Source organism: Cupriavidus sp. SHE (assembly GCF_000812445.1).
GTDB lineage: Bacteria > Pseudomonadota > Gammaproteobacteria > Burkholderiales > Burkholderiaceae > Cupriavidus > Cupriavidus metallidurans.
In genome coordinates, this window is the sequence record NZ_JWMB01000061.1 from 35,447 (window position 1) to 59,829 (window position 24,383).

22 protein-coding genes are annotated in these 24,383 nt (G+C 65.1%); 9 read left to right on the forward strand and 13 right to left on the reverse strand.

Features of this window, described 5'->3' with window-relative positions; all coding sequences use genetic code 11:
- Position 1 precedes the first annotated feature (1 nt).
- From RN01_RS27725 to RN01_RS27735, 3 genes are all read left to right on the forward strand, one after another.
- Entirely contained in the window at positions 2–346 is a 345-nt protein-coding gene (locus tag RN01_RS27725; RefSeq protein ID WP_017511541.1) for a hypothetical protein, read from the forward strand.
- A 42-nt stretch (positions 347–388) separates the two neighbouring features.
- On the forward strand, positions 389–1,375 hold the full coding sequence (locus RN01_RS27730; protein ID WP_017511540.1) for a tripartite tricarboxylate transporter substrate binding protein: 987 nt from the start codon (positions 389–391) through the stop codon (positions 1,373–1,375).
- 119 nt (positions 1,376–1,494) lie between these two features.
- The gene (locus RN01_RS27735) at positions 1,495–2,244 is read left to right on the forward strand and encodes an NADPH-dependent F420 reductase (RefSeq protein WP_017511539.1); all 750 of its coding nucleotides are present in this window, start codon (positions 1,495–1,497) and stop codon (positions 2,242–2,244) included.
- A gap of 60 nt (positions 2,245–2,304) precedes the next feature.
- On the opposite strand, the gene RN01_RS27740 is transcribed toward RN01_RS27735, so the two are convergent.
- A complete protein-coding gene (locus tag RN01_RS27740) occupies positions 2,305–2,694 on the reverse strand; it encodes a GNAT family N-acetyltransferase (protein WP_008646522.1) in 390 nt (129 codons plus the stop codon).
- A 226-nt stretch (positions 2,695–2,920) separates the two neighbouring features.
- Here RN01_RS27740 and RN01_RS27745 point away from each other — a divergent pair, with 226 nt between their 5' ends.
- Positions 2,921–4,411 carry an AMP nucleosidase gene (locus RN01_RS27745; protein ID WP_017511538.1) on the forward strand — a complete coding sequence of 497 codons (1,491 nt, stop codon included), beginning with the start codon at positions 2,921–2,923 and terminating at the stop codon, positions 4,409–4,411.
- Positions 4,412–4,537: 126 nt separating this feature from the next.
- Here the strand turns inward: RN01_RS27745 and RN01_RS27750 are convergent, their stop codons facing one another.
- The 3 genes from RN01_RS27750 to RN01_RS34395 form a co-directional block, all read right to left on the reverse strand.
- Positions 4,538–5,200: an OmpW family protein gene (locus RN01_RS27750; protein ID WP_369799899.1), complete on the reverse strand. Its 663-nt coding sequence runs from the start codon at positions 5,198–5,200 to the stop codon at positions 4,538–4,540.
- Between the two features lie 350 nt (positions 5,201–5,550).
- Positions 5,551–7,248: a 2-isopropylmalate synthase gene (leuA, locus tag RN01_RS27755; RefSeq protein ID WP_024570599.1), complete on the reverse strand. Its 1,698-nt coding sequence runs from the start codon at positions 7,246–7,248 to the stop codon at positions 5,551–5,553.
- A gap of 108 nt (positions 7,249–7,356) precedes the next feature.
- Complete coding sequence (locus tag RN01_RS34395) at positions 7,357–7,506, reverse strand: hypothetical protein (protein WP_011518094.1); 150 nt, start codon at positions 7,504–7,506, stop codon at positions 7,357–7,359.
- 272 nt (positions 7,507–7,778) lie between these two features.
- Here RN01_RS34395 and RN01_RS27760 point away from each other — a divergent pair, with 272 nt between their 5' ends.
- A complete protein-coding gene (locus RN01_RS27760; protein WP_063828798.1) occupies positions 7,779–9,170 on the forward strand; it encodes a hypothetical protein in 1,392 nt (463 codons plus the stop codon).
- Between the two features lie 291 nt (positions 9,171–9,461).
- Here RN01_RS27760 and RN01_RS27765 read toward each other — a convergent pair whose 3' ends face one another.
- From RN01_RS27765 to RN01_RS27780, 4 genes are all read right to left on the reverse strand, one after another.
- Entirely contained in the window at positions 9,462–9,782 is a 321-nt protein-coding gene (locus tag RN01_RS27765) for a DUF6587 family protein (RefSeq protein WP_017511160.1), read from the reverse strand.
- A gap of 15 nt (positions 9,783–9,797) precedes the next feature.
- A complete protein-coding gene (gene feoB, locus RN01_RS27770) occupies positions 9,798–11,660 on the reverse strand; it encodes a ferrous iron transport protein B (RefSeq protein WP_017511159.1) in 1,863 nt (620 codons plus the stop codon).
- Positions 11,661–11,683: 23 nt separating this feature from the next.
- Entirely contained in the window at positions 11,684–11,986 is a 303-nt protein-coding gene (locus RN01_RS27775; RefSeq protein ID WP_017511158.1) for a FeoA family protein, read from the reverse strand.
- Between the two features lie 338 nt (positions 11,987–12,324).
- The gene (locus RN01_RS27780) at positions 12,325–13,218 is read right to left on the reverse strand and encodes a LysR substrate-binding domain-containing protein (protein WP_017511157.1); all 894 of its coding nucleotides are present in this window, start codon (positions 13,216–13,218) and stop codon (positions 12,325–12,327) included.
- Between the two features lie 143 nt (positions 13,219–13,361).
- On the opposite strand from RN01_RS27780, the gene RN01_RS27785 reads away from it, so the two are divergent.
- The 3 genes from RN01_RS27785 to RN01_RS27795 all read left to right on the forward strand — a co-directional run bounded on the left by RN01_RS27785 (position 13,362) and on the right by RN01_RS27795 (position 17,429).
- On the forward strand, positions 13,362–15,158 hold the full coding sequence (locus RN01_RS27785; RefSeq protein WP_017511156.1) for an acyl-CoA dehydrogenase family protein: 1,797 nt from the start codon (positions 13,362–13,364) through the stop codon (positions 15,156–15,158).
- A 109-nt stretch (positions 15,159–15,267) separates the two neighbouring features.
- Positions 15,268–16,266: a tripartite tricarboxylate transporter substrate binding protein gene (locus RN01_RS27790; protein ID WP_017511155.1), complete on the forward strand. Its 999-nt coding sequence runs from the start codon at positions 15,268–15,270 to the stop codon at positions 16,264–16,266.
- Positions 16,267–16,289: 23 nt separating this feature from the next.
- Positions 16,290–17,429 carry a CaiB/BaiF CoA-transferase family protein gene (locus tag RN01_RS27795; protein WP_017511154.1) on the forward strand — a complete coding sequence of 380 codons (1,140 nt, stop codon included), beginning with the start codon at positions 16,290–16,292 and terminating at the stop codon, positions 17,427–17,429.
- 74 nt (positions 17,430–17,503) lie between these two features.
- Here RN01_RS27795 and RN01_RS27800 read toward each other — a convergent pair whose 3' ends face one another.
- Genes RN01_RS27800 through RN01_RS27815 form a run of 4 tightly spaced genes read right to left on the reverse strand, consistent with a single transcriptional unit; the run spans position 17,504 to position 22,197 of the window.
- Positions 17,504–19,204, reverse strand: a complete 1,701-nt coding sequence (locus RN01_RS27800) for a lactate permease LctP family transporter (RefSeq protein WP_017511153.1) — start codon at positions 19,202–19,204, stop codon at positions 17,504–17,506.
- Between the two features lie 58 nt (positions 19,205–19,262).
- Positions 19,263–20,708: a LutB/LldF family L-lactate oxidation iron-sulfur protein gene (locus tag RN01_RS27805; protein WP_017511152.1), complete on the reverse strand. Its 1,446-nt coding sequence runs from the start codon at positions 20,706–20,708 to the stop codon at positions 19,263–19,265.
- The gene (locus tag RN01_RS27810; RefSeq protein ID WP_017511151.1) at positions 20,705–21,415 is read right to left on the reverse strand and encodes a lactate utilization protein C; all 711 of its coding nucleotides are present in this window, start codon (positions 21,413–21,415) and stop codon (positions 20,705–20,707) included. The genes RN01_RS27805 and RN01_RS27810 overlap by 4 nt, the downstream gene beginning before the upstream one ends.
- A complete protein-coding gene (locus RN01_RS27815; RefSeq protein ID WP_017511150.1) occupies positions 21,412–22,197 on the reverse strand; it encodes a (Fe-S)-binding protein in 786 nt (261 codons plus the stop codon). The genes RN01_RS27810 and RN01_RS27815 overlap by 4 nt, the downstream gene beginning before the upstream one ends.
- Positions 22,198–22,334: 137 nt before the next feature.
- Here RN01_RS27815 and RN01_RS27820 point away from each other — a divergent pair, with 137 nt between their 5' ends.
- Positions 22,335–23,033 carry a FadR/GntR family transcriptional regulator gene (locus RN01_RS27820; protein ID WP_017511149.1) on the forward strand — a complete coding sequence of 233 codons (699 nt, stop codon included), beginning with the start codon at positions 22,335–22,337 and terminating at the stop codon, positions 23,031–23,033.
- 71 nt (positions 23,034–23,104) lie between these two features.
- On the opposite strand, the gene RN01_RS27825 is transcribed toward RN01_RS27820, so the two are convergent.
- Positions 23,105–24,199: an AI-2E family transporter gene (locus RN01_RS27825; RefSeq protein WP_017511148.1), complete on the reverse strand. Its 1,095-nt coding sequence runs from the start codon at positions 24,197–24,199 to the stop codon at positions 23,105–23,107.
- Between the last annotated feature and the right edge of the window lie 184 nt (positions 24,200–24,383).

The window sequence follows — 24,383 nt, forward strand, 5'->3', positions numbered from 1 at the left end:
CATGACCGTAACCACACAGCTCTACCGGTTTGCTCACGGCCGCACCGGCGACAAGGGCGACCGCTCCAACATCAGCGTGATTGCTTACGATGCCCGCGATTTCGATCACCTCGTCGCGCACGTGACCGAGGATGCGGTGCGCGCGTTGTTTGCGCATCGGCACCCAGGGGCCGTGAAACGCTATCTGGTGCCGTCGATCCACGCGATGAACTTCGTCATCGACGGCGCGCTCGATGGCGGCGTCAACGATGCGCTCAATCTCGATACACACGGCAAGGCGCTGGCGTTTCTGCTGCTGGACATGCCGATTCCCTTGCCGCCGCGGTTCGCCGGCGGCGCCTCATGATTGCCAAGCTGTTCCATCACAAAACAACTGGAGGAGACACAGATGTCCGCGTTTCGCAGGCCGCAGGCCCCCGCAGCCCTACTCGCTTTCGCTACGTTCACGTGCCTGGCCTTGCCGGCCGGCAGTGCGTGGGCCGAATTTCCCGACAAGCCGATCCGCTTTGTCGTGCCCTTCGCGGCCGGTAGCGCGACGGACCAGCTCGCGCGCGCCGTGGGCCAGGCCGTGACGCAGGAAGCGAAGGTGACCGTGGTGGTCGACAACAAGCCGGGCGCGAACGGCTTCATCGCCGCCGGCGACGTGGCGAAGGCCGCCCCCGATGGCTATACGGTGCTGATCACCACCAACACGACGCACGCAGCCAATGAGCATCTGTTCAAGAAGCTGCCGTACGACCCGGTCAAGGACTATGCGCCGCTGACGGCGCTGGGCCGTGGCGGCCAGATCATGGTGGTCAATCCGCAGGTACCGGCCAAGACCGTGGGCGAGTTCATCGCGCTGGCAAAGAAGGAGCCGGGCAAGCTCAGCTTCGGCAGCGGCAGTTCGTCGTCGCGTATTGCCGGCGAGCTGTTCCAGCAGATGGCGCACGTGGAACTGCTGCACGTGCCGTACAAGAGCAACCCGCTGGCGATCACCGACCTGCTCGGCAACCAGATCCAGATGATGATCACCGACACGGCGACGGGGCTGCCGCAGGTGAAGAGCGGCAAGCTGCGCGCGCTGGGTGTCTCTGGCAAGGCGCGCTCGCCGCTGGCGCCTGACGTGCCGACGATCGACGAGGCTGGCGTGAAGGGCTACGAGATGAGCTACTGGTTCGCGGCCTATGCGCCGGCCGGCACGCCGCCCGCAGTGGTTGGCAAGCTGAACCAGATGCTGGTCAAGGCCGCCAGGAGCGAGACCGCCGCCACCTTCTACCAGTCGACCGGTACCGAAGTGTTCACAAGTTCGCCGGCCGAACTGGCGAAGTTCCAGGCGCAGGAATCGGCGAAATGGGGCCGCATCATCAAGGCGGCAAACATCCAGCCCGAGTAAGTTCGCTTCACGCAGAAACGGGTACGCTTTGCGCTGGCAGGGCGTTCCCGTGACAACTTGCGCCGCCACGTGCCGTGATTTCGCCTAGAGTGTCTGGATCGGAACGACTGGAGCGTGTCATGAGCCAGACAGGCAAGGGGTTTCGGAGTGAGCGGCGCGGTTTCCTGATCGGGGTGGCGTCCGCGGCGTTGGGCGCCGTGGCGTTGCCGGCGTCGGCACAGTCACTACGCGGCAAGCCGAGATCGAAGATCGGCGTAATCGGTGCCGGCCACATCGGCGGCACGATCGGGGGTATCTGGGTGGGTGTGGGGCATCCGGTGATGTTCTCGTCGCGCCATCCCGAAGAACTCAAGCCGTTGGTCGAGAAACTGGGATCGCTGGCACAGGCCGGGACCGTGGACCAGGCCCTCGAGTTTTCCAATGTCGTCCTGCTTGCCGTGCCTTACGGTGCGTTGCCCGAACTGGGCAGCCAGCATGACTGGAAGGGCAAGATCGTGCTCGACGCCACCAACGCTGTGGCGCCGCGCGATGGGGCGATCGTTGAGGAGGTCAAAGCCAATGGCATCGGAGTGACCACCGCCAAATACCTGCCGGGCGCGCGAGTCGTGCGTGTCTTCAATTTCACGAGCGCGGGGTCCTTCGCGCGTGAGAGCAATCGCAAGGGGCCGTTGATGGCGGTGCCGATGGCGGGGAACGATGCCGGCGCGCTGATCATTGCCGGCAGGCTGGTACGCGATGCGGGCTTTCAGCCCGTGGTGGTGGGAGGCCTGTCCAGCGCCGACCGCTTCGCGCCGGGAGGCAAGTTGTTCCACATGGAGGGCACGGAAGCGGAGTTCCGTCGTGCCATGGCGCAAAATTCCGCGCCGTGATGCCTGAGCCCGTGATGCCTGCTGTGAGACCTGATGAGTGAGACCTGGTGGCGGGCTTGCTCAGCGGCGCCGCCACTCCATCGCCACCATCGACGGCGTGAACCCGAGCTGGCCGAAGAATGCGGCTTCCGACGAGCGCGCCGCGCGTAGAACCCAGGTGATATCCGGATCGTTGCCCATGACATGCCGCAGCAGTGCGCGGCCGACACCGCGGCGGCGATGCTGTGGCGCTACGGCAACCATCGAGATATAGCCGTTCGCGATGTCGTCGCAGAGTGCGCGCGCGAAGCCGATGACCTCGCCGCCCTCCACCGCCACTGCGACGCGTTGCGAGTTGGCGATGAGCTGCGCGAACCGTTCGGGATTGCTGACCTGTTGTTCCCAACCATTGGCGGCAAGCAGACGCCGGGCTGCCTCGATATCTGCGGGCAACGGGTTGCGGATTTCCATTGACGATTCCTCCAGCCTGGTACTTGGGCACGCACGCCTTACTCCCACGAAAGTGGGGGTACGCCAGTGCCTTCCGCCACGGGCGCGCGTATGGTTCGCGCGTTTTGGCGACAGAGTGTAGCTAAGCGAACACGGCTGCGTCAAACAACTTTGTCCGTTAAGCCCCCGCGTTCGGTGCCGCACGAGGGCCCGCGCGGGGCTCTGTCGTGTCCCTTGGGCTAGCGGTATGATGCCTGCCATGAATGCCACGATCTTCTCCTCCGCCCACCCGGCAGATCAGCTTGCCGAGTTCAACGACGCCGATAGCGCGCTGGCGCGTATCCGCGAGATCTATGACAGCTCAGTGGCGGCCGTGCGCGCGCGATTTGACGCGTTTGCCCAGGGCAAGCCGCTGCCGTCAGCCGCGCACGCGTGCTATCCATACTTGGGCATCTCAGTCAATCTGGAGACGATGGTCACCGATAGCCGGCCTTCCTGGGGCACGGTGGCCTATCCCGGGGTCTATGGGACCACGGTGACGCGGCCGGACCTGCTGTGCGACTACTACCGCGACCAGATCGAGCGCCTGATGCGCTATCACCGCGTGCCGGTGGTGGTGGGGCTTTCGCGCCGACCGATCCCGCTGCCGTTCGTGATCGAAGCATCGACCACCGATATCAGCTACACGCAGGCGCGTGAACTTGAAGCGTCATTCGTGCTGCCGGAACTGAGCCGCATCGACGACTCGATCGCCAATGGCACCTATGAGCCCACTCCGGGCGAAGCTTGGCCGCTGTCGCTGTTTTCGGCGGAGCGCGTGGATCTGGCGCTGCAGCGGCTTTATCACTACACAGGTACCGCGCCGCAGCATTTCCAGCGTTTCGTGCTGTTCACAAACTATCAACGTTACGTCGATGAGTTCGTGACACTGGGCCGTTCGCTGATGGCCGGTGACGGTGGCGATGGCTATGTGGGCTTCGTCGAGCCCGGCGACGTGATCCAGCAACTCGGCGAGCAGGAGCCGGATGACGCGACACGTCCACGCGCATTGCCGCAGATGCCGGCCTACCACCTCGTGCGCGAGGATGGACTGGGTGTCACGCTGGTCAACATCGGCGTGGGGCCTTCCAACGCGAAGACGATGACGGACCACCTCGCCGTGCTGCGCCCGCATTGCTGGCTGATGGTGGGCCACTGCGGCGGGCTGCGCCGCTCGCAGCAGCTTGGCGATTACGTGCTGGCGCATGCGTATGTGCGCGACGACCACGTGCTCGACCACGACCTGCCGCCGTGGGTGCCGGTGCCGCCGATCGCCGAAATCCAGGTGGCATTGCAGGAAGCAGTGGCGCGTGTGACGGGATTGTCTGGTACCGAGATGAAGACACGGATGCGCACTGGCACGGTGGTGTCTACCGACGATCGCAACTGGGAACTGAAATCGAAGTCGCTTTACGCGCGCTTCAACCAGTCACGCGCGATCGCCATCGACATGGAGAGCGCCGCGGTGGCCGCCAATGGCTTCCGGCTGCGTGTGCCCTACGGCACGCTCCTGTGCGTATCGGACAAGCCGCTACACGGCGAACTCAAGCTGCGCGGCATGGCGAATGCGTTCTATCGGCAGCGTGTGAGCCAGCACATGACCATCGGGCTGGAGGCGATCCGCATACTGCGAGAGAACGGCGTCGAACAACTGCACTCGCGAAAGCTGCGCAGCTTCGACGAGCCTGCATTCAGATAAGACACCCAAGACACCTTCCTCCTTGTCTTCCTGAACGAAAAAAAGCGCGCGGTATCACCGCGCGCCTAGAATCGGAGTGAGCCGTCGCGAGCTCAGCCGTTTGACAAGGAGGAGAAAAATTGCCGCTTAGAAGCGATAGCCGACACCGGCGCTGAACAGCCACGGATTGAGCTGCACGTTCGATACCTTCTGGCCTGTTCCATTTGCGTAGACGTTGCTCGAGATCCAGATCTTCTTGACGTCGACGTTGAGGAACCAGTTCTTGGTTACCTTGTAGTCCATGCCGACCTGCAGGGCCGGGCCCACGCTCCAGCGGTCCAGACCGAGGGAGTTGCCGGCGATGTCCGCGTTCCAGATGCGCGTCACGTTCACACCAGCGCCAACATACGGACGGAAGGTGCCATTCGGAATGAAGTGGTACTGCAGCAGCAGGCTCGGCGGCAGGTGGCTGAACGTGCCGATCTTCGCGCCATCCAGACGGACATCCTGCTTTTGCGGGATCGTCAGCACCAGTTCAGCGGCAATGTTCGGCACGATGAAGTAGGTAACGTCCAGTTCCGGAATCCACTTGTTGTTGACGCTGATCCGGTCAGATGCGCCCACACCGCCAACCGGGTCGGACTTGTTGTCCATGTTCAGGAATGTGCCGCGCAGGCGGATCATCCAGTTGCTCTGCTGTTCGTCGGCGGCCACGGCCGGTGCCGAGAGCGCGCCGATCGTGGCGGCGGTCAGCGCCATGCAGATGGAGGAAACAAGGGTCTTGCGGCGGGGAGAGAGGGTAGTGGTCATGGTCGGAAAGCATTGGACATTGAAAATGTGCGCCCAGTGTGTCCCGTGGTTCCCTTGCAGACCTTGACATAGCACAAGCAAGAATCACCCTGTTATTGAAAGGGGGATTGACCGTCGCCTGTGCGCGACAGATCGCTACAGATTTGTGCAAACCGCGATCAAGCTTGTGCGGACAGGGCTTCTAACCACATGCGGAATGATTCGTGGCGCCCACGCGGCTGCCCCCGTACGCTGTGCGCACGTGGTTGTGCACCGCGCATGTCGTGGGCGTCCGAGAGGACGTCTTTCGCGGTGTGCCCTCTGGGGGGAGGGCACACCGGTTTTCTCGGATGCAGGGCATCCGTCAGTCATCAGGCCGCCCTGGCCTGCATGGCTTCCGACATGTCGCGGGTCTGCAGATGGCGATTGATACCGGAGACCACGGCCTTCAGTGACGCCGTGACGATGCTGGGATCGACGCCCGCGCCGAAGCCCGTGGCCGAGTCCGCGACGCGCACTTCGACATAGCAGGCCGCGTTGGCATCGGCGCCGGTGGTCATGGCGTGCTCGTGATAGTCCATCACACGCACCGCCACGCCCAGCCCGCGCGTGAACGCATCCACTGCCGCGTCGATCGGCCCATTGCCCGTGCCACGCATGCGCATCGGGCGACCATCGCGCACGATATCGATCTCCACTTCCGCGGCGGTGTCGCTGGCCGATACCATGCGATGCGATACGTAGCGCAGTGGCGCCTCGACGTCGAGATACTCGCGGCGGAACAGTGCGTAGAGATCCGCGGCACTGGCCTCGAGCCCGGTTTCGTCGGTCATGGCTTGCACCGCGCGACTGAACTCGATCTGCAGGCGGCGCGGCATGTAGATGCCGTGCATCTGTTCGAGCAGATAGGCCATGCCGCCCTTGCCGGACTGGCTGTTCACACGGATCACCGCGTCATAGCTGCGTCCGAGGTCGACTGGATCGATCGGCAGGTAAGGCACTTCCCAGATCGCGTCGTCCTTCTGCTGGGCGAATCCCTTGCGGATCGCGTCCTGATGCGAGCCCGAGAATGCCGTGAAGACCAGGTCGCCCACGTACGGATGACGCGGGTGCACAGGCAACTGATTGCAGTGCTCGACGCACTGGCGCACTTCGTCGATATCGGAGAAGTCCAGTTGCGGGTCCACGCCCTGCGTGTACAGGTTCAGCGCCAGCGTGACCAGATCCACATTGCCGGTGCGCTCGCCGTTGCCGAACAGGCAGCCTTCCACGCGATCGGCACCGGCCATCACGGCCAGTTCCGCCGCGGCCACGGCAGTGCCACGATCGTTGTGCGGATGCACCGACAGCACGATGTGCTCGCGCCGCGCCAGACGGCGATGCATCCATTCGACCTGGTCCGCGAACACATTGGGGGTGCTGCATTCCACCGTGGTCGGAAGATTCAGAACCATCGGTCGGTTAGCGTCGGGCTCCCACACGGCGGACACCGCGTCCGATACTTCGAGCGAGAAGTCGAGTTCGGCCAGGCTGAAGGTTTCGGGCGAGTACTCGTAGGTCCATGCGGTGTCCGGCATGGCATCGGTCAGTTCACGGATCAGGCGCGTGCCGGAGACGGCCACTTCCTTGATCTCCTCACGCGACGCATTGAACACGATGCGGCGCCATGCGGGCGCGATCGGATTGTAGAGATGCACCGTCGCGCGCCTGGCGCCGCGCACGGACTCCACCGTGCGGCGGATCAGGTCATCGCGCGCCTGGGTCAGCACGACGATGTTGACGTCCTCGGGGATGCGATCTTCCTCGATCAGCATCCGCACGAAATCGAAATCGGTCTGCGATGCGGAGGGAAATGCCACCTCGATTTCCTTGAGCCCGATCTTGACGAGTTGCTCGAAGAATCGCAGCTTGCGCGCGCTGTTCATCGGCTCGATCAGTGCCTGGTTGCCGTCGCGCAGATCGGTGCTCATCCAGCGCGGCGCGCGGGTGATCTGGCGCGACGGCCAGGTTCGGTCAGGCAAGTCGACCGTGGTGGCGGGGCGATATTTGGTGGATGGATCCTGCAACATGGGCATGGGAAATCTCCTTCCTCGCTAAGGGAAGATGCGACGAATGCGTCAAAAACGGAAAACGGACGGAAAAACGGTGGCGAAAGGCTGCCGAACTGCCACAGGGCTCTAGGCCCGGCAACCGATCGGTAGGCTTAGCAGTAGCGAGGAAGCGCCCAGGGCGCGGCACGACAGCAGGCCCGCGACGCACGCGCGCACGGCGGCATCGATGCGCGAGGCATCGGCGGCGTGGCGGAGGTTGAGTGCGGTAGCGGTCATCGTGCTGGGAAATGTGTCGCAGCGGTTGTGCGACTCAAGGAGCGTAGTGCAGAACACGGGCTGGCGTCAACCTGGAGTCGGGCGCGGATCCGCGTGGATGTGCCCTGCATTGGTGCGATTTGGAGCCGTCATGGCCGTTGCGTCTTACGACAAAGGGATGAAACGCGCCCCTTGTGTTGGTTCGCACTCAATCCTCTGGCCGGTATTGCATCCGCCGCATCGCGCCTAGTCTGATTCTGGGAACGGGCCCAAAACTACAAGAGGGGATCATCATGCGGACACGTACGTGGACCACATGGCTCGCCTGTGCGGCGATCGCCATGCTGATGGTGGCATGCGGCGGCGGAGGCGGTAGTTCGGGCTCGGGATCGGCGCCATCCGGCGGCGCGGGCAGTGGCAGTGGCGGTAGCGCCGGCAGCGGCGGCTCCGGCGCGGTGGCGACGTCCTATACGCTGGTGTTGAACCAGACCTCCGGCAAGGTCGCGGTAGGCGACACGATGCCGCTGACTGCGTCAGTCGTTGACAATCTTGGCAATGACGTTACCGGTTCGACCACATTTGCCTGGTCGACCATCAACTCCTCCATCGCAGTCGTGGCGAACGCATCGGTACCGGGCGGCGCGGTGGTGACCGGTGTGGGTCTGGGTATCGCCAACATCAGCGTGGTGGCGACCGTGACCGGCGCCAATAATGCGACGACCGTGCTGCCACAGGCATCGACGACGATTACGGTGGTTGCGCCGGGCAGCAGGACATACAGCCTTGCGCTGCCGTACCCATCGCTTTCGATGACGGACGGACAGACCCTGCGCGTGACGGCATCACTGATCGACAGCGACGGCGCGGATCGCTCCGCCAGCGCCACCGGATGGACCTGGCGCAGCACCACGTCGGCGGTGCAGGCCGCAGGCGTGGCCAATGTCGGCGTGCTGCTTGGCGTCAATGGGGGGAGCACCGTCGCGCTGTCGGTGGTCAGCGTCCAGGTCACGGCGCCGGATGGCAGCACCCTGACCGGCGCTTTCCCGGTGTCGGTGTTCCCGACCGGGGTATCGAGCTACCGGCTCGTGCTGTCGCAAAACGGCTCGCAGATCAATGCGCTGAACGTGCTCAACGGCTTCCCGCAGACGTACCTCTCGCAGGTGGTGCGTAGCGATGGAAACGACTCGACCCCGGATTTCACCGGCCTGTGGACCTTTACGACCACATCGCCATCGTTGCTCGTGTTGCCGGATTCCTCGACGCGTCTCACCACGGTCAGCACCGGTCGGCCGAACGGCGCGTCGCCGCTGCAGAGCATTCTTTCGGAGATGGCCAGCAGCTTGACGCTGAGCGCAAAGCCGCGCGCCACGCTGTTTGTCACGGAGCAACCAACGTGGGCGCTGGTCTACAACGGTCCACAGCCATTGGTGGTGAACCGCCTGGCTGGCGCGACTATCGCGGTGCAACTGATGCATCGTGGTGTGGATGAGGGCATCACCGGTTGCGGGACGAGCTGGGCGTGGTCGACAACGAGCAGCAACATCGTGGTCGCGCAGTCGGTGCTCGCGCCCAACTCGGCGTCGATCCTGCCGACGGCGGCTGGCCCCTTCTCGGTCACGGCGACGTGCACGGCTGGGGTGGAGGCCATGCCGCTGTCGATCACGATTCCGGGCACGGCACAGTAACGCACTCCCGTGAGGTGCGTACCCGTTTCTGCGTACGCTTGCCTCCCTGGTTTGCCCCCTTTCCCGCTTGCGGGAGAGGGGCCGGGTGAGAGGGAATAGCGGCTCAAATTGCGACAAGGCGGCAGGCAGAGCCTGCACGCCCACTCCCCCAACCCCTCGCCTGCGTCGTGGGAGAGGGGTGCGCGCGGACCAAAGCGTACCCATTTCTGCGAGCGTGACTCGCGTCCCCGCAAATGAAAACGGCGACCTTTTCAGGTCGCCGTCGTCAGGCATCATCCGTCGATCCCGTCGTCAGGATTTGCGTACGAAGCGGACGATTTGCTCGTTGCTGGCGCCGCCCGACTCCGTCGACTTGGTCGAGGTATTGGATCCGCAGGTGCTGCATCCACTGTTCGTATCGCACCCCGTGGCGCAACCGGCGGCCTCGCGCGGCGCGAGTCGTCGCGCGATCCAGCCACGCCAGCCGCTGGCCGATGCTCCGCCCAGCCCCGCCGCCAGGCTCGCTTTCACGCGCTCGCGCGTGCGCGGCATGTAGCGGCCCACCACGTGCACGGCGCAGGCCAGCACGATCAGCGGAACCACCAGCGTTTCAAAGGCTTGATAGAGCGTCATGGTCTTTGTGCCCGTTCAACTGAACATCAACGCCACACGGTACGTGATGAACGACGCGAGGTAGGCCAGCCCGCCCAGGTAGGCGACGGAGGCGGCCATCACCTTCCAGGAGTTGGTTTCGCGACGGATCACGGCGAGCGTGGAGATGCACTGCGGCGCGAAGACGTACCACGCCAGCAGCGACAGCGCGGTGGCCAGCGGCCACTGCGCGGCAATCATCGGTGCGAGCTGCGTGGCCACGGCGTCGTCGCTGCCGGACAGCGCGTAGACCGTACCCAGCGCGCCCACGGCCACTTCGCGGGCAGCCATGCCCGGCACCAGGGCGATACAGATCTGCCAGTTAAAGCCGATCGGGGCGAAGACATGTTCGAGCGCGCGCCCGATCATCCCCGCGAAGCTATATTCGATTGCCGGCATGGTGGCGCCGTCGGGCGGCGACGGGAACGTCGCCAGGAACCACAGCAGCACCGTCATCGTCAGGATCACGCGGCCGACGCGTGACAGGAAGATGCGGGCGCGTTCCCACAGGCCAATGGCGATGTCGCGCGGATTCGGCACGCGATACGCCGGCAATTCCATCAGCAGCGGATGCTCGGTGTGGTCGCGGCGGAACCACTTGAGCACGTATGCCACCAGCAGCGCGCTGACGATGCCGGCCACATAGAGCACGAAGAGCACCAAGCCCTGCAGGTTGAACAATCCGGCCACCGTGCGTTCCGGAATGAATGCGGCGATCAGCAGCGCGTAGACAGGCAGGCGTGCCGAGCAGGTCATCAGCGGCGCCACGAGAATGGTCGTCAGCCGGTCGCGCGGGTCCTGGATCGTGCGCGTGGCCATGATCCCCGGAATCGCGCAGGCGAAGCTGGATAGCAGGGGAATGAACGAGCGGCCGGACAGGCCCGCGCTCATCATCAGGCGGTCAAGCAGGAACGCCGCGCGTGGCAGGTAGCCCGATTCCTCGAGCGTCAGGATAAACAGGAACAGGAACAGGATCTGCGGCAGGAACACGATCACGCTGCCAACGCCCGCGATGATGCCGTCCACGACCAGGCTCTTGAGCATCCCGTCGGGCATTGTCGTGCCGACCAGTTCGCCGAACCAGTGCACGCCGGCCTCGATGCCGTCCATCAACGGCGTGGCCCACGAGAACACGGCCTGGAACATGAAGAACAGCAGCACCGCCAGAATGGCCAGGCCGAAAACCGGGTGCAGCACCACGCCGTCGAGCTTGTCCTCGAACTGCGCGGTGCGCGTGGGCATCGTGACGGCGACGTCGAGCAGCCGCTTGACCTCGGCGTGCGTATCGAGCTCCGACACGCTATCGAGCGGCTGGGCCGGCGGCGCCGGTGGCAGCGTGTCGTCGAACAGCTTGATCAGCGATGCGGCGCCATCGTGCTTGACCGCGACGGTTTGCACCACTGGCACGCCAAGTTCACGCGACAGCGCTTCGCGATCGATCTTGATGCCGCGCCGTTCGGCGGCATCGCTCATGTTCAGCACCACCACCATCGGCACCCCAAGGCGGCGCAGTTCCAGCACGAAGCGCAGGTGCAGGCGCAGATTGGTGGCGGCCACCACGGACACGATCAGGTCCGGGCGTGTCTCGCCCGGGCGCTGGCCCAGGCAGACCTCGCGCGTGATGGCTTCATCCAGGCTGGCGGAGTCCAGGCTGTAGGCGCCCGGCAGGTCGAGGATGCGAACCGTGCGACCGCCCGGCGACACGAACTGGCCTTCCTTGCGTTCGACGGTGACGCCCGCGTAGTTGGCCACCTTCTGGCGGCTGCCGGTGAGACGATTGAACAGTGCGGTCTTGCCGCAGTTGGGATTGCCTACCAGCGCAATGCGCAGGGCGGCGTTGGGATTCTGTGCGACTGACATATGAGTGCGAAGGGGCAGGCCGGTTACGCGGTGCGCTGCGATGGCGGCGCTTCGGTTTCGCCGGCTGGCGCGATGCTGGTCACGGTGGCGCTGACCACTTCCACGGTGATGCGGGCGGCTTCCGAGCGGCGCAACGCGAATCGCGAGTCGCCAACCTGGGCAACGAGCGGATCCTGGCCGAACGGTCCGAACGCGATGATCTGCACGGTCTCGCCGGGCACGAAGCCCAGGTCGCGCAGACGGCGCGCAATGGGATCATGCGTGAATTCGTCATCCACGGATTTCACGACGGCGGCAGTGCGCCGGGGCAGTTCAGACAACCGCATATGCTTCCAGTCCAGGGGCGCGATCAGCGCCGCACGGCAGGCTCGGAACCCGCCGGGTACGTAAATAGAAATCGTTCTCGATTGTATAGCATTCGTAGCCGTTTGGCGCTTTGACGGTGGTTTACCGCGCATCGCATATTGGGAAATCGACGACGATTTGCCCCCGGTAAACCCCCCTTATGTTTCGAATAACACAATTGCGGTATTGGTTGCGAAGTCGCCTCGGGGCTAAGCTGCAAGCACGCTGAACACCCCGTTCCACGCGTACTTCTCAAGCCACTGGCTTCGGCCAGTGGCTTCTTCTTTTGGCGCATTCCTGGCGCGGTCTTGCCGAGTGACTAGATGTCTGCCTCGCTGGCGGCCAGCCTGACCATCTCGACGAAATGGTCGCGTGCCGGGTGATCTGGCGCCTGCTTCCATACGCAATACACCTCCGAAGGCACGGTCGCATCCGCAAGTGGCCGAAACGCGGCGCCTGCCATGCCGGAGCGAGCCATCGCAGCTGGCACCACGGCAATCCCCATCCCCTGTGACACCAACGACACCACGGACAGCCAGTGCCGCACCTCATGGCGAATCTGGGGATAGAAGCCGTGCGCGGCGCACATGTCGAAGATGCGGCTGTAGTAGTCGGGCGACGCCTTGCGGGAGAACAGGACGAATGGCTCGCCGCGTAAGTCAGTGAGCGCTACCATATCCTGTTGGCCAAGCGGATGCTTGGCTGGCATGCAGCAGACGAACGGTTCGCGGTGCGCCAGCGTAGTAGCCAGCTCATCCGGCACGCGGCTGGTATGGACAAAGCCCGCATCGAGTTCACCGTGTAAAAGTGCGTCAATCTGCTCTTGCGAGTTCAGCTCGGTCAGGGCCACGTGGATACCGGGATAGCGCGCCTGGAATTCCTTCAGGCGCTGGGGCAGGCCACGATAGAGCATCGACCCCACGAAGCCGACCCGCAGCCGTCCCACCGCGCCGGCCTCGATCTCCCGCGCCAGCAGGCGGGCTTCCTCGGCCTGCGCCAGTAGCGCCATGGCCGATTCCCGAAACGCGCGTCCGGCCGCGGTCAGGCGCACGCCACGGCTGTCACGCTCGAACAGCCGGGCGCCGACCGAGGCTTCGAGTTGCTGGATATTGAGCGATAGCGGCGGCTGCGAAATCGACAGTCGCCGTGCGGCGCGCCCGAAATGAAGTTCCTCGGCGAGCACAAGGAAGTAGCGCAGATGTCGGAATTCCATGGCGATACAAAATTTGTATTGATCGAGCCAATTTTAGAATTAGACACGAATCGTTGGGGTTTGAATAATGGACGCAAACCATCCCGCCCGACCGCCGCCCGACAGGCATCGTGTTCAGGACGGGGACTTCCAGGAGACGATTCATGCCGACCAGCGCCGCGCGCCCAGCCGCGTCCACCACCGTGTACCCCGAAGTTGCCGCGCATCCGGTGCCAGATCGCCATGGCGCGAGTCTGTTCACGGCCGATCCGGACCTGCGTGCGCTGCTGCCGCTTTACCTGCCGGCTGACCTGTTCAACCACCTGCTACCGCACCTCGAGCGCATGGGCGCGCTGGCCGGCGGCGTGCTCGACGAACTGGCCAACGAGGCCGATCACGCGCCGCCCACGCTGTCGCACCGCACCCGCACCGGCCTTGATGCCCAGCGCATCCACAAGCATCCGTCCTACGTCGAACTGGAGCGCGTGGCGTTTTCGGAATTCGGGCTGGCTGCCGCGTCGCATCGCGGCGGCGTGCTCGGCTGGGACAAGCCGATGCCCCCTGCCGCGAAGTACGCACTGACCTACCTGTTCGTGCAGGCGGAATTCGGCCTGTGTTGCCCGTTGTCGATGACCGATTCGCTGACGCGCACGTTGCGCAAGTTCGGCGATCCGGCGCTGGTCGACCGCTTCCTGCCGAACCTGACCACGCAGGTGTTCGACGACCTTTATCAGGGCGCGATGTTCATGACCGAACAGGGGGCCGGCTCTGACGTCGCCGCCACGACCACCCGCGCGATTCGCGATGGCAACGCCGAGGGTGGCTGGCGTCTGGTGGGCGACAAGTGGTTCTGCTCGAATCCCGATGCCGCGCTGGCGATGGTGCTGGCGCGGGTGGAGGAAGCTGACGGCTCGGCCGTTGCCGGTATCAAGGGCGTCTCGCTGTTCCTGTTGCCGCGCACGCTGGCGGATGGCAGCGCCAACCACTTCCGCATCATCCGTCTCAAGGACAAGCTCGGCACACGCTCGATGGCTAGCGGCGAGATCCGGCTGGAGGGCGCGCACGCCTACCTGGTTGGCGAACTGGGCCGTGGTTTCGTGCAGATGGCCGACATGATCAACAATTCGCGCCTGTCCAACGGCGTGCGCGCGGCCGGCCTGATGCGCCGGGCGTTGACCGAGGGCCAGTTCATCGCCCGCGAGCGCCGCGCGTTCGGCAAGCGCCTGGCGGACATGCCGCTGATGCGTCGCCAGTTGCTGAAGCTGACGCTGCCCACGGAGCAGGCGCGCACGATGGTGTTCCAGACTGCCGAAGCCCTGCGCCGTGCCGATGCGGGCGATGCCGACGCCTATCCGCTGATGCGCATCCTGACACCGCTGATCAAGTTCCGCGCCTGCCGCGATGCACGCAAGGTCACGGGGGATGCGATGGAGATCCGCGGCGGCTGCGGCTACATCGAGGAATGGAGCGACCCGCGCCTCGTGCGCGACGCGCATCTCGGTTCGATCTGGGAAGGCACGAGCAATATCGTCGCACTCGACGTGCTGCGCGCAATTCGCCGCGAGGGCTCGCTGCCCGTGTTGCAGGCACACCTGCAGGCGCTGCTTGGCGATACGCCGATGCACGCCACTGCGCGCGCCACGTTCGACCTGGCCCTGGCCAACGCCGTCGCGCTGGCGACCCGTGCGGCAGATGCCGGGGCCGATGGCGACGTGCTGGCGCGTCAGGTGGCTTCCGCGCTGTATCACGTGACTAGTGCCGTCGCCATGGCATGGGAAGCCGGCCAGATCGGTTCGGTTCGCCGGATGCGGCTGGCGCAACTGGTGCTGGTGCATCGCGTGCTGCCGCAGGATCCGCTCGGCGGCGGCGTCGAGCCCGAGTGGCTGGCCGAAACCGTGGAGCCGCCCGCCGATGGCGTGGTGCGCGCGGCGGGGCCCGTGGACCAGATCAACGTGTTCTGACGGCTCACCCAGAGAACACCCAGGCAGTACGGTGCGCCCGCAACGGCGCACCTCGCGCGCCCGCGGCGCGCATTCCAAACATAAAAAGCTTTACCGGAGACAACCCATCATGCCCCAATGGCACCGCCGCGCGGCCCTTGCCGCGCTGACCTCGTTGGTCGCCTGCACGCTCACGCTTACCACCATGCCGGCCTTCGCGCAGAAGGAATTCCCGAGCAAGCCGATCATGCTGGTGGTGACCTATCCGCCCGGCGGACCCACCGACGCGATGGCCCGCACGCTGGCCGCTGCGTTGAAAAACAGCCTTGGCCAGCCAGTGGTCGTGGAGAACCGCGCGGGCGCGGGCGGCAACATCGGCGCGGAAGTCGTCGCGCGCGCCGAGCCCGATGGCTACACGCTGATGTTCGGCACGTCGGCGCCGCTGGCCATTAACGTCAGCCTGTATCGCAAGATCAACTACGACCCGGTCAAGAGCTTCGCGCCGGTGATCCAGATCGGCCAACTGCCCAATGTGCTGGTGGTAAATCCGAGCGTGCCCGCGAAGAACGTGCAAGAGCTGATCGCGTACAGCAAGGCGCATCCGGGCAAGCTGTCCTATGCGTCGTCGGGCAATGGCGCATCGTCGCACCTGGCCGGCGTGCTGTTCAACAACCTGGCCGGCACCGACTTTCAGCATGTGCCATACAAGGGCACCGGCCCGGCGCTCAATGATCTGCTGGGTGGGCAGGTCAGCATGACGTTCACCGATGTGCTGACCGCGCTGCCGTTCATCAAGAGCGGCAAGGTGCGTGCGCTCGGGGTGACCACGAAAGGGCGTTCGCAGGCATTGCCCGATGTGCCCACCGTGGCGGAACAGGGTGTTGCCGGCTTCGATGTTTCGGTATTCTTCGGAGTGGTAGCACCTGCCGGTACGCCGCCGGAAGTCATCCGCAAGCTCAATCACGCATTTGCCGATGCGTTGGCGCAGCCAGACGTGCGCAAGACGCTGCTGGCACAGGGGCTGGAGTTCGCGCCGGCCACCACGCCAGAGCAGCTTGGTGGTTTCGTGAAGTCGGAAGTCGGCAAATGGCGTTCCGTGGTGCAGAAGTCGGGCGCGCAGCTCGACTGATCATGACAAGAACAGGAGGAGACATGACGCCATTCACACCCGGCGCGCTGGCAGGCATTCGCGTAGTCGATCTGTCGCGCATTCTGGGCGGCCCGCTTTGCGGCCAGATTCTCGGCGATCACGGCGCGGACGTACTCAAGATCGAGCCGCCGCAGGGCGATGACACACGCACCTGGGGGCCGCCGTTCCGCGATGGCGTGGCGTCGTACTACTTCGGCCTCAATCGCAACAAGCGCATCATGACGCTGGACCTGACAGCCGATACCGACCGCGAAGTCCTGCTGACGCTGCTGGCCGATGCCGACGTGCTGATCGAGAACTTCAAGACCGGCACGCTCGAGAAATGGGGCCTTGGTTTCGATGTGCTGTCGCAGCGCTTCCCCCGGCTCGTGCATTGCCGCGTGTCGGGCTTCGGCGCCGATGGTCCGTTGGGTGGACTGCCGGGTTATGACGCGGCGATCCAGGCGATGGCCGGCATCATGAGCATCAACGGCGAGGCCGACCGGGAACCGCTGCGCGTTGGTTTGCCCGTGGTGGACATGGTCACTGGTCTGAACGCGGCGCTGGGCGTGCTGCTGGCATTGCAGGAGCGCGAACGCAGCGGGCGTGGGCAGTTCGTGGAATCGGCGCTATATGACTCGGGCCTGTCGCTGCTGCATCCCCATGCAGCCAACTGGTTCATGAGCGGCAAGACGCCCGGGCGCACCGGTAACGCGCATCCGAACATCTACCCGTACGACACGGTGGCCACCGCGACCGATCCGATCTTCCTTGCCGTCGGCAACGACCGGCAATTCCGCATCCTGTGCGAGTACCTCGGCGTGGCGGAGTTGGCCGACGACGAACGCTTTGCAACGGCAGGCGCGCGCTCGGTCAACCGGGCGCAATTGAAGGGCACGCTGGAATCGAAGCTGGCCACGTGGGACGGCAAGGCGCTGGCCGACGAACTGTCTGCGGCCGGTGTACCGTGCGCACCGGTGTTGTCGGTGCCCGATGCACTGACGCATCCGCATACCGCCCATCGCGAGATGGTGGTGGAGATGCCCGGCGGTTACAAGGGCCTGGGCGCCCCGGTCAAACTGAGCCGCACGCCGGCGACGTACCGGTATGCACCGCTGACCGAAGGCAACCAGTTCCTGCCGCGCGAGGCGGCGAACGATTGAGTTGGGTGCCAACCGTTGGTATGCGCACCCCTCTCCCGCGCGGGAGAGGGGTGTAAAAACAACCTCACCGCTTCTTATCCCGGAATCATCCCCGTCAGCCAGTACGCCTGGATCATCGTGATCACACCCACGATGGCTGCGAACAGCAGGCTGTGCTTCACGGTGAAGCGGAACAGTTCCGACTCCTTGCCGACCAGACCCGTCGCCGCGCAAGCCACTGCGATCGACTGCGGCGAGATCATCTTGCCGGTCACGCCGCCCGTGGTGTTGGCGGCCACCAGCAGCGTGTCCGATACGCCGATCTGATGCGCGGTCGTATGTTGCAGCGAGCAGAACAGCGCGTTCGACGACGTATCCGAGCCGGTCAGGAACACCCCCAGCCAGCCCAGCAGCGGCGAGAAGAACGGGAACGCCGCGCCGGTTCCGGCCAGCAGCAGCGCCAGCGTCGATGACATACCGGAGTAGTTGGCAACGAACGCGAACGCCAGTACCAGACCGATCGAAGCGATCGGGCGGCGCAGTTCCAGCAGCGTTTCCTTGAAGGTGGTGATGGCATCGCTCGGCTTCATGCGCAGCAGCACTGCCGAGATGATGGCGGTCAGCAGGATCGCGGTACCGACGGCCGACAGCAGGTCGAGCTTCAGCACGGCCTCATAGGGCTTGGGCGATGCCACGATCGGGGCGCTCTTGATCACGAGCTGGTCGAGCATCGGCACCTTGAACTTCAGTACCGTTCCCGCCAGCGCGCCGTTGCCGGCGAACAGTGCCTTGAACGGTGCCAGGCTCCAGACCGTGACGATGGCGGTCAGGATGCCGAACGGCGCCCATGCGCGCACGGTCTGGCCGAACGTGTAGGGCGATGCTTTGCGGCTCGCGGGCGCACCCATACCGCCACCGAACCCGGCCATCGCCACAGTGCCGCCGGCCGCAACCGTGCCACCAGCCGCTTGCGATGCCGAGCGCGGTTGCCACACACGCAGGAACGCGGCGAGCGAGATCAGACTGACCAGTGCCGACGTGATGTCCGGCAACTCGGGCCCGATGTGGTTCGACGTGAAGTACTGCGTGACGGCGAAGCTGCCACCGACGACCAGCGCGGCTGGCCAGGTCTCGCGCACGCCCTTGGCGCCATCCATCATGAACACCAGCCAGAACGGCACGGCCAGCGACAGCAGCGGCAATTGGCGGCCCGCCATCGCGCCGATATGCATCGGGTCGATGCCCGTGACCTGTCCGGCCACGATGATCGGAATGCCCATCGCGCCAAACGCCACCGGCGCGGTGTTCGCGATCAGGCAGAGCCCGGCCGCATAGAGTGGGTTGAACCCGAGCCCGACCAGCAGCGCCGCGGTAATCGCCACGGGTGCGCCGAAGCCCGCCGCGCCTTCCAGGAACGCCCCGAAGGCAAAGCCGATCAGCAGCATCTGCAGGCGCTGGTCATCGGTGATCGACAGCACCGACGCGCGGATGACGTCGAACTGCCCGGTCTTGACCACGATCTTGTAGAGGAACACCGCGGTGACGATGATCCACGCGATTGGCCACAGGCCATAGGCAAAGCCGAATCCCGCCGCGGCAAAGGCCTGCTGCGCGGGCATCCCGTACGCGAAGATCGCCACGGCCAGCGCCAGTGCCAGCGTGACGGCCGCCGCCACATGACCCTTCATGCGCAGTACCGCGAGCGCGACGAAAAAGAACAGGATGGGTATCGCCGCCGCGAGCGCGGACAGCCCGAGGCTGCCCAGCGGCGTATAGATCTGGGTCCAGGGTTGCATCTGGAAGTCTCCTTGGTGGTTTGTCTGAATTCTTTTGGTGGGATGCCACTCGATGCCGCTACTCGGGCTGGTTGCGTGCGTCGAGCAGGTCGGAAAGGCTCTTTGGCGCCGGCGTCAGTGGCTTGCGATGCTGCGTCCAGCCCATCTGCCGCGAAGGCGTCAGCGCCCGCAGCCGCGTGGCGGCCCAGCGGAACAGGCGGTATGTGGTGGGGTGGGCGAACGCGCCGCTCCAGAAGCGCCAGACCAGGTGTTCGCGGCGACTGAACTTCGCGCCCTGGCCCTTGAGCGGGTGTGGCACGGCCTCGTCGGGGTTGCGGTTCGCCTCAGTGCGCAGTCGCACCAGCAGCTGCGGAATCGGAATGCGCACGGGACAGACCTCGCCGCACGCGCCACACAGGCTCGATGCCGTTGCCAGGTCGGCCGTGGCGTCGAGGCCGAGCAGGTGGGGCGAGATGATCTTGCCGATCGGGCCCGGATACGTCGTGCCGTAGGCATGACCGCCGATGCGCGTGTAGACCGGGCAGTGGTTCATGCACGCGCCGCAGCGAATGCACTGCAGCGTGGCGCGTAGCTGCTCGTCGGCGTATGCCTGGCTGCGGCCGTTGTCGAGCAGCACCAAATGGACTTCGCGCGGACCGTCCTGCTCATGCGGCTTGCGTGGGCTCGAGATCAGGTTGAAGTAGGTGGTGATGGGCTGCCCGGTCGCGGAACGCGTCAGCAGGCTGGAGAGCGGCACGATGTGCGACAGCTTCGCCACCACCTTCTCCATCCCCATGACGGCGATATGCACGTCGGGCACCGTGGTGGAAAGACGGCCATTGCCCTCGTTCTCTACCAGCCACAGCGTGCCGGTGTCCGCCGCCGCGAAGTTGACGCCGGACAGGCCGATATCGGCCTCGACGAACGCCTGGCGCAGCGCGCGGCGGCCGGTCTGGATCAGCGCATCCACGTCTTCCGTGTACGGCGTATCGGGGATGTGTTGCTCGAACAGCGTCGCGATATCGGCCTTGGTCTTGTGGATCGCCGGCATCACGATGTGCGATGGCTTCTCGCCGGCCAGCTGGACGATGTACTCGCCCATGTCCGATTCGATGCAGTCGATGCCGCGCTCGGCGAGGTAATGGTTGAGTTCCATCTCCTCGCTGGCCATCGACTTGCCCTTGATCACGCGCCGGGCGGCGTGGCCCTGGGCGATCCGCAGGATGATCGCGTTGGCTTCATCGGCGGTCTCGGCCCAGTGGACCTGCACGCCGGCTGCGGTCAGATTGCCTTCGAGTTCGACCAGCAGGTCTGGCAGATTGGCCAGCGCGTGCTGGCGGATGGCTTCGCCAAGGTCACGCAGGTGCTCGAGTTCGTCACCGTCGGGGAACTGCACGGCCCGCTTCTGCTGGAGGAAGTCCATCGCGCCGCGAAAGCTCTTGCGCAGCTTGGGATCGTCGAGCGCGGCGCGCGCGCGGGCGCGAAAGTCCTCGGTGGGAATGAAATGCAGGGGTTGCTGGCTCATCGCGCGGTTTCTCCGTCGGTCACGATCACGACCCACAGCCTGCGTGGGCCGTGCGCGCCATAGGCCAGCGTTTGCTGGATGTCGGAAGTCTTGGACGGGCCGGAGACCATCACCAGGTTGGTCGGCATGCCGTCCGACCAGCGCTCGGCACGCGCGGCGGCATGAAGGTCAGGGTGCAGCGTCGATGCGTAGACCAGCGCGATATGCGTGGGCGGCACCAGTGACATCGTGCGTGGCGATCCGGCATCGGGCGCCAGCACCAGCGTGCCGGTAGCGGCCAGCCCGGAGCGGGCCACGGTGAAGCCGGCATCGACGGTATCGAACAGTTCCGCTTTCCACGCTTCCAGCGGACTGTCGAACGTTACGGTGTCGATGCTGGATGGCAGCGCCCGCGCAAGTGCGGCGCCTTCGGGGCGATCGCGGTCCAGCAGCAGTCGGCGCACGCCTTCGTCCGCCAGCCGCCGCGCGACCCATGCGGGCCAACTCGCAGCGTCGGTGCAGATCACGTCGGCGTGGGAGGCAGTCAAGGCGGCCTGCATCGAGGCGACCATCGCGTCGATCGACGGTGCCTGACCACGGCGGCTATCGAAATGCTCGTCGATCCGCTGGTCCAGTTTCTGGGTGTCTCCGCTCAGCGTCGCACCGGAGGCGGGCGCGGCGGCACGCAGCCGCCCGATCATGCGCTCGCGCGCGCTCATCGTCGTCATTCGGCACCTCCGGTGCGGCGCCACAGGAACGAAGCCAGATGCTCGACCGGCAGCGGCGCGCCGGTGTGGGCGGCGGCATGGCCGATATTGAGCAGGCAGCCGCAATCGGCGGAGACGAGCCGGTCGCACCCGGTGGCGCAGGCGGAGGCCACCTTGTCGCGCACCATCGCGCCGGAGATATCGGCGTGCTTGAGCGAGAACGTGCCGCCAAAGCCGCAGCATTCGGACTCGCGCTCATGCTCGACGCGTGTCACCCCGGGCAGTGCGTCCACCAACGCCACGCCGTGAGTGCGCGTGCCCATCTCGCGGCGTGCCGCGCAGGATGTATGCAGCACCACGCGCTCGTGCGGCGCGTCGGCGGGTGTGGTGTCGAAGCGCACATGGAGCACATTGAGCAGGAACTCGGCGAGTTCGTAGACGCGGGCGGCAATGTCACGGGCCAGCGCAGCGGCTTCAGGGTCGCTGGGGTCGTCGGCAAACAGCGTGGGCCAGTGATGGCGCATCATGCCGGCGCATGAGCCGGACGGCACGATGATCGGCCAGGGTTCCCGGAACAGGTCCAGCTGCGCACGGGCGACCTTGCGAGCCTGCTCGGGATTGCCGCTGCTGTACGCCGGCTGGCCGCAGCAGCTTTGTCCGCGTGGAAAGTGAACGGTCAGGCCTTCGCGCTCGAGCAATCGCACGGCATCCAGGCCGGCTTGCGGAACGAAGAGATCAACGAGGCACGTGCCGAACAGGTACACCTGCTGTGGCGCGGTGGTGGGGTACTGCCTGGATTCCATTTGTCAGTCTCCGGATGGCGGCGCAACCTGCCCGGCAAGGCGCTGCGACATTTTTGGGCGCATAATTCCCGCTCTCGCGCCGGAGCACAAATTGGTTGGACCAGTTGCCGGAACGACCGGATTTCAAGGGATGAGGGATGGGGGCAGGCAACGCACGCAACCGTGTGGAAGACATCATGCGCAGGATGGAGACCGCGCTGCTGGACGGCACCTGGCCCGTCGGCACGCGGCTGCCTGCGGAGCGTGTTCTGGCGGAGCAGTTCGGGGTGGCGCGAAACACGATCCGCGAGGCGATCCAGCGCCTGGCGGCGCGCAACCTGCTGCAAAGCCGGCGCGGCGCGGGCGTATACGTCACCGATCAATTGCGCACGGGCATCGCCTCGCCCTGGGGCCAGCTCGTGGCCGATCACCCGGCGCTGCGCGATGACATTCTGGAGTTCCGCCGGGTGCTGGAAGGCGCTACCGCCTACTTCGCGGCGTTGCGTGCCGATGCGGCGGATCTGAAGCGTATCCGCGCGCTGCTCAAGGAACTGGAGCGCTCGCGCATGACCGATGACAAGCGCGCCGAGGCCGATGCGGATGCGAAGCTGCACGACGCCATCGCGCAGGCGTCGCACAACACGATGTTCCTGCATCTGCATACCAGCGTGATTGGCATGTTGCGCGAGCACATCACGATCAACGGCACCGGGCTGCGCGAGGCCGACCATGAGTCGTCGGACCTGCTGCTGCGCCAGCACCGCACGCTTTGCGAGGCGATTCTGGCGCGCCGGCCGGAAGAAGCCCGCACGGCGATGCAGACGCACATCGACTTCGTGCGGAGCAAGGTCGACTAGTCTTTCCGCATATTGGTCGTACCAATTTCTGCGTACGATAAAGCAATGAAATCAAGCACTTGGCGGAGCGCCTACACAAGCCCGGCCGTACTCAGTTCGCGCTTCACGTAGGCATAGAAGATCGGTCCCGCGATCACGCCGGGGATGCCGTAGAGCGTTTCCATCACCAGCATCACCGTCAGCAGCTCCCATGCGGCGGCGTGTATACGCGCGCCGATGATTCGCGCGTTGAGGAAGTACTCGAGCTTGTGGATCACCACCAGGAACAGCAGCGACACCACCGCGATCGGCAGCGAGACCGATAGCGAGGCGATGACGATGGCCGTATTAGAGATCAGGTTGCCCAGCACCGGCAGCAGTCCGGCGATAAACGTGATGGCTACCAGCGTCTTGGAGAGCGGCAGGTGCTGGTGGAACAGGGGCAGCAGCACCAGCAGGTAGATCGCGGTCAGGATCGTATTGACGAGCGAGATCTGGATCTGCGCGAAGATGAACTGCGAGAACGCAGTCTGCAGCGTGCGGGCCCGGTCCACCAGGGCCAGGGCTAGCGGGCGACGGTTCGGGCGGGAAATGGCGCGGTACAGCGCGACCATCGCGCCAATGATGAGGCCGACGAGGATATGGACCAGCGTGCGCAGGATATCGGCGCCGAGTCGTTGCGCCATCTGCGCGTGCTCGCGCAATGCCGAGATCAGGGTCGTGGCGAGTTCGTCGACCCCGTTGGGCAGGTAGTCGCTCAGCCAGGCTGGCAACTGGGCGCGAGAGCGGTCGATGATGTCGGCGGAATGGTCAAGTAGCCGGTCCAGCGTATTGCCGTCGCCGCTGATAAAGCGGATGAGCGCCCAGATGCTGCCGGTCAACACCAGCAGGATGATGGTGGACAGGATGGCCACGGCGATGGCGTCGCGGCGCGAATGCAGTCGCATCAGCCGTGGCGCCAGCACATCCACCAGCGAGTAGAGCAGCAGGCCGGCGAGCAGGGCGGACACCAGGTTGGCGTGCATCACCAGCAGCAGGGCCCCGGCGGTCAGCACGTACGACACGGTCTTGACGCTGAACCAGGCGGCGGGAGTCAGGGGCCGGGTTTGGTCAGGCTGTTCGGTGCTGCCGGTTCCGGCGCGGTCTTCGGTCTGTTCGGTGTCCAATTCGTTGTCCAACTGCGGCATATCTCGGCTGAGAGCGGGGCGTTGCGGAAATGAAGCAAGGAAGCAATCGCCACGATTGTCGATGCCGGGCGTAACAATGGCAAGACAGGATGACGAGACAAGCTGATAACGGGACAAACCGTGCGGACGATTGCCCGGGCGTGATACTTGCAGCACTGGCCTATATTGAAGTTCCGTGGCAGCC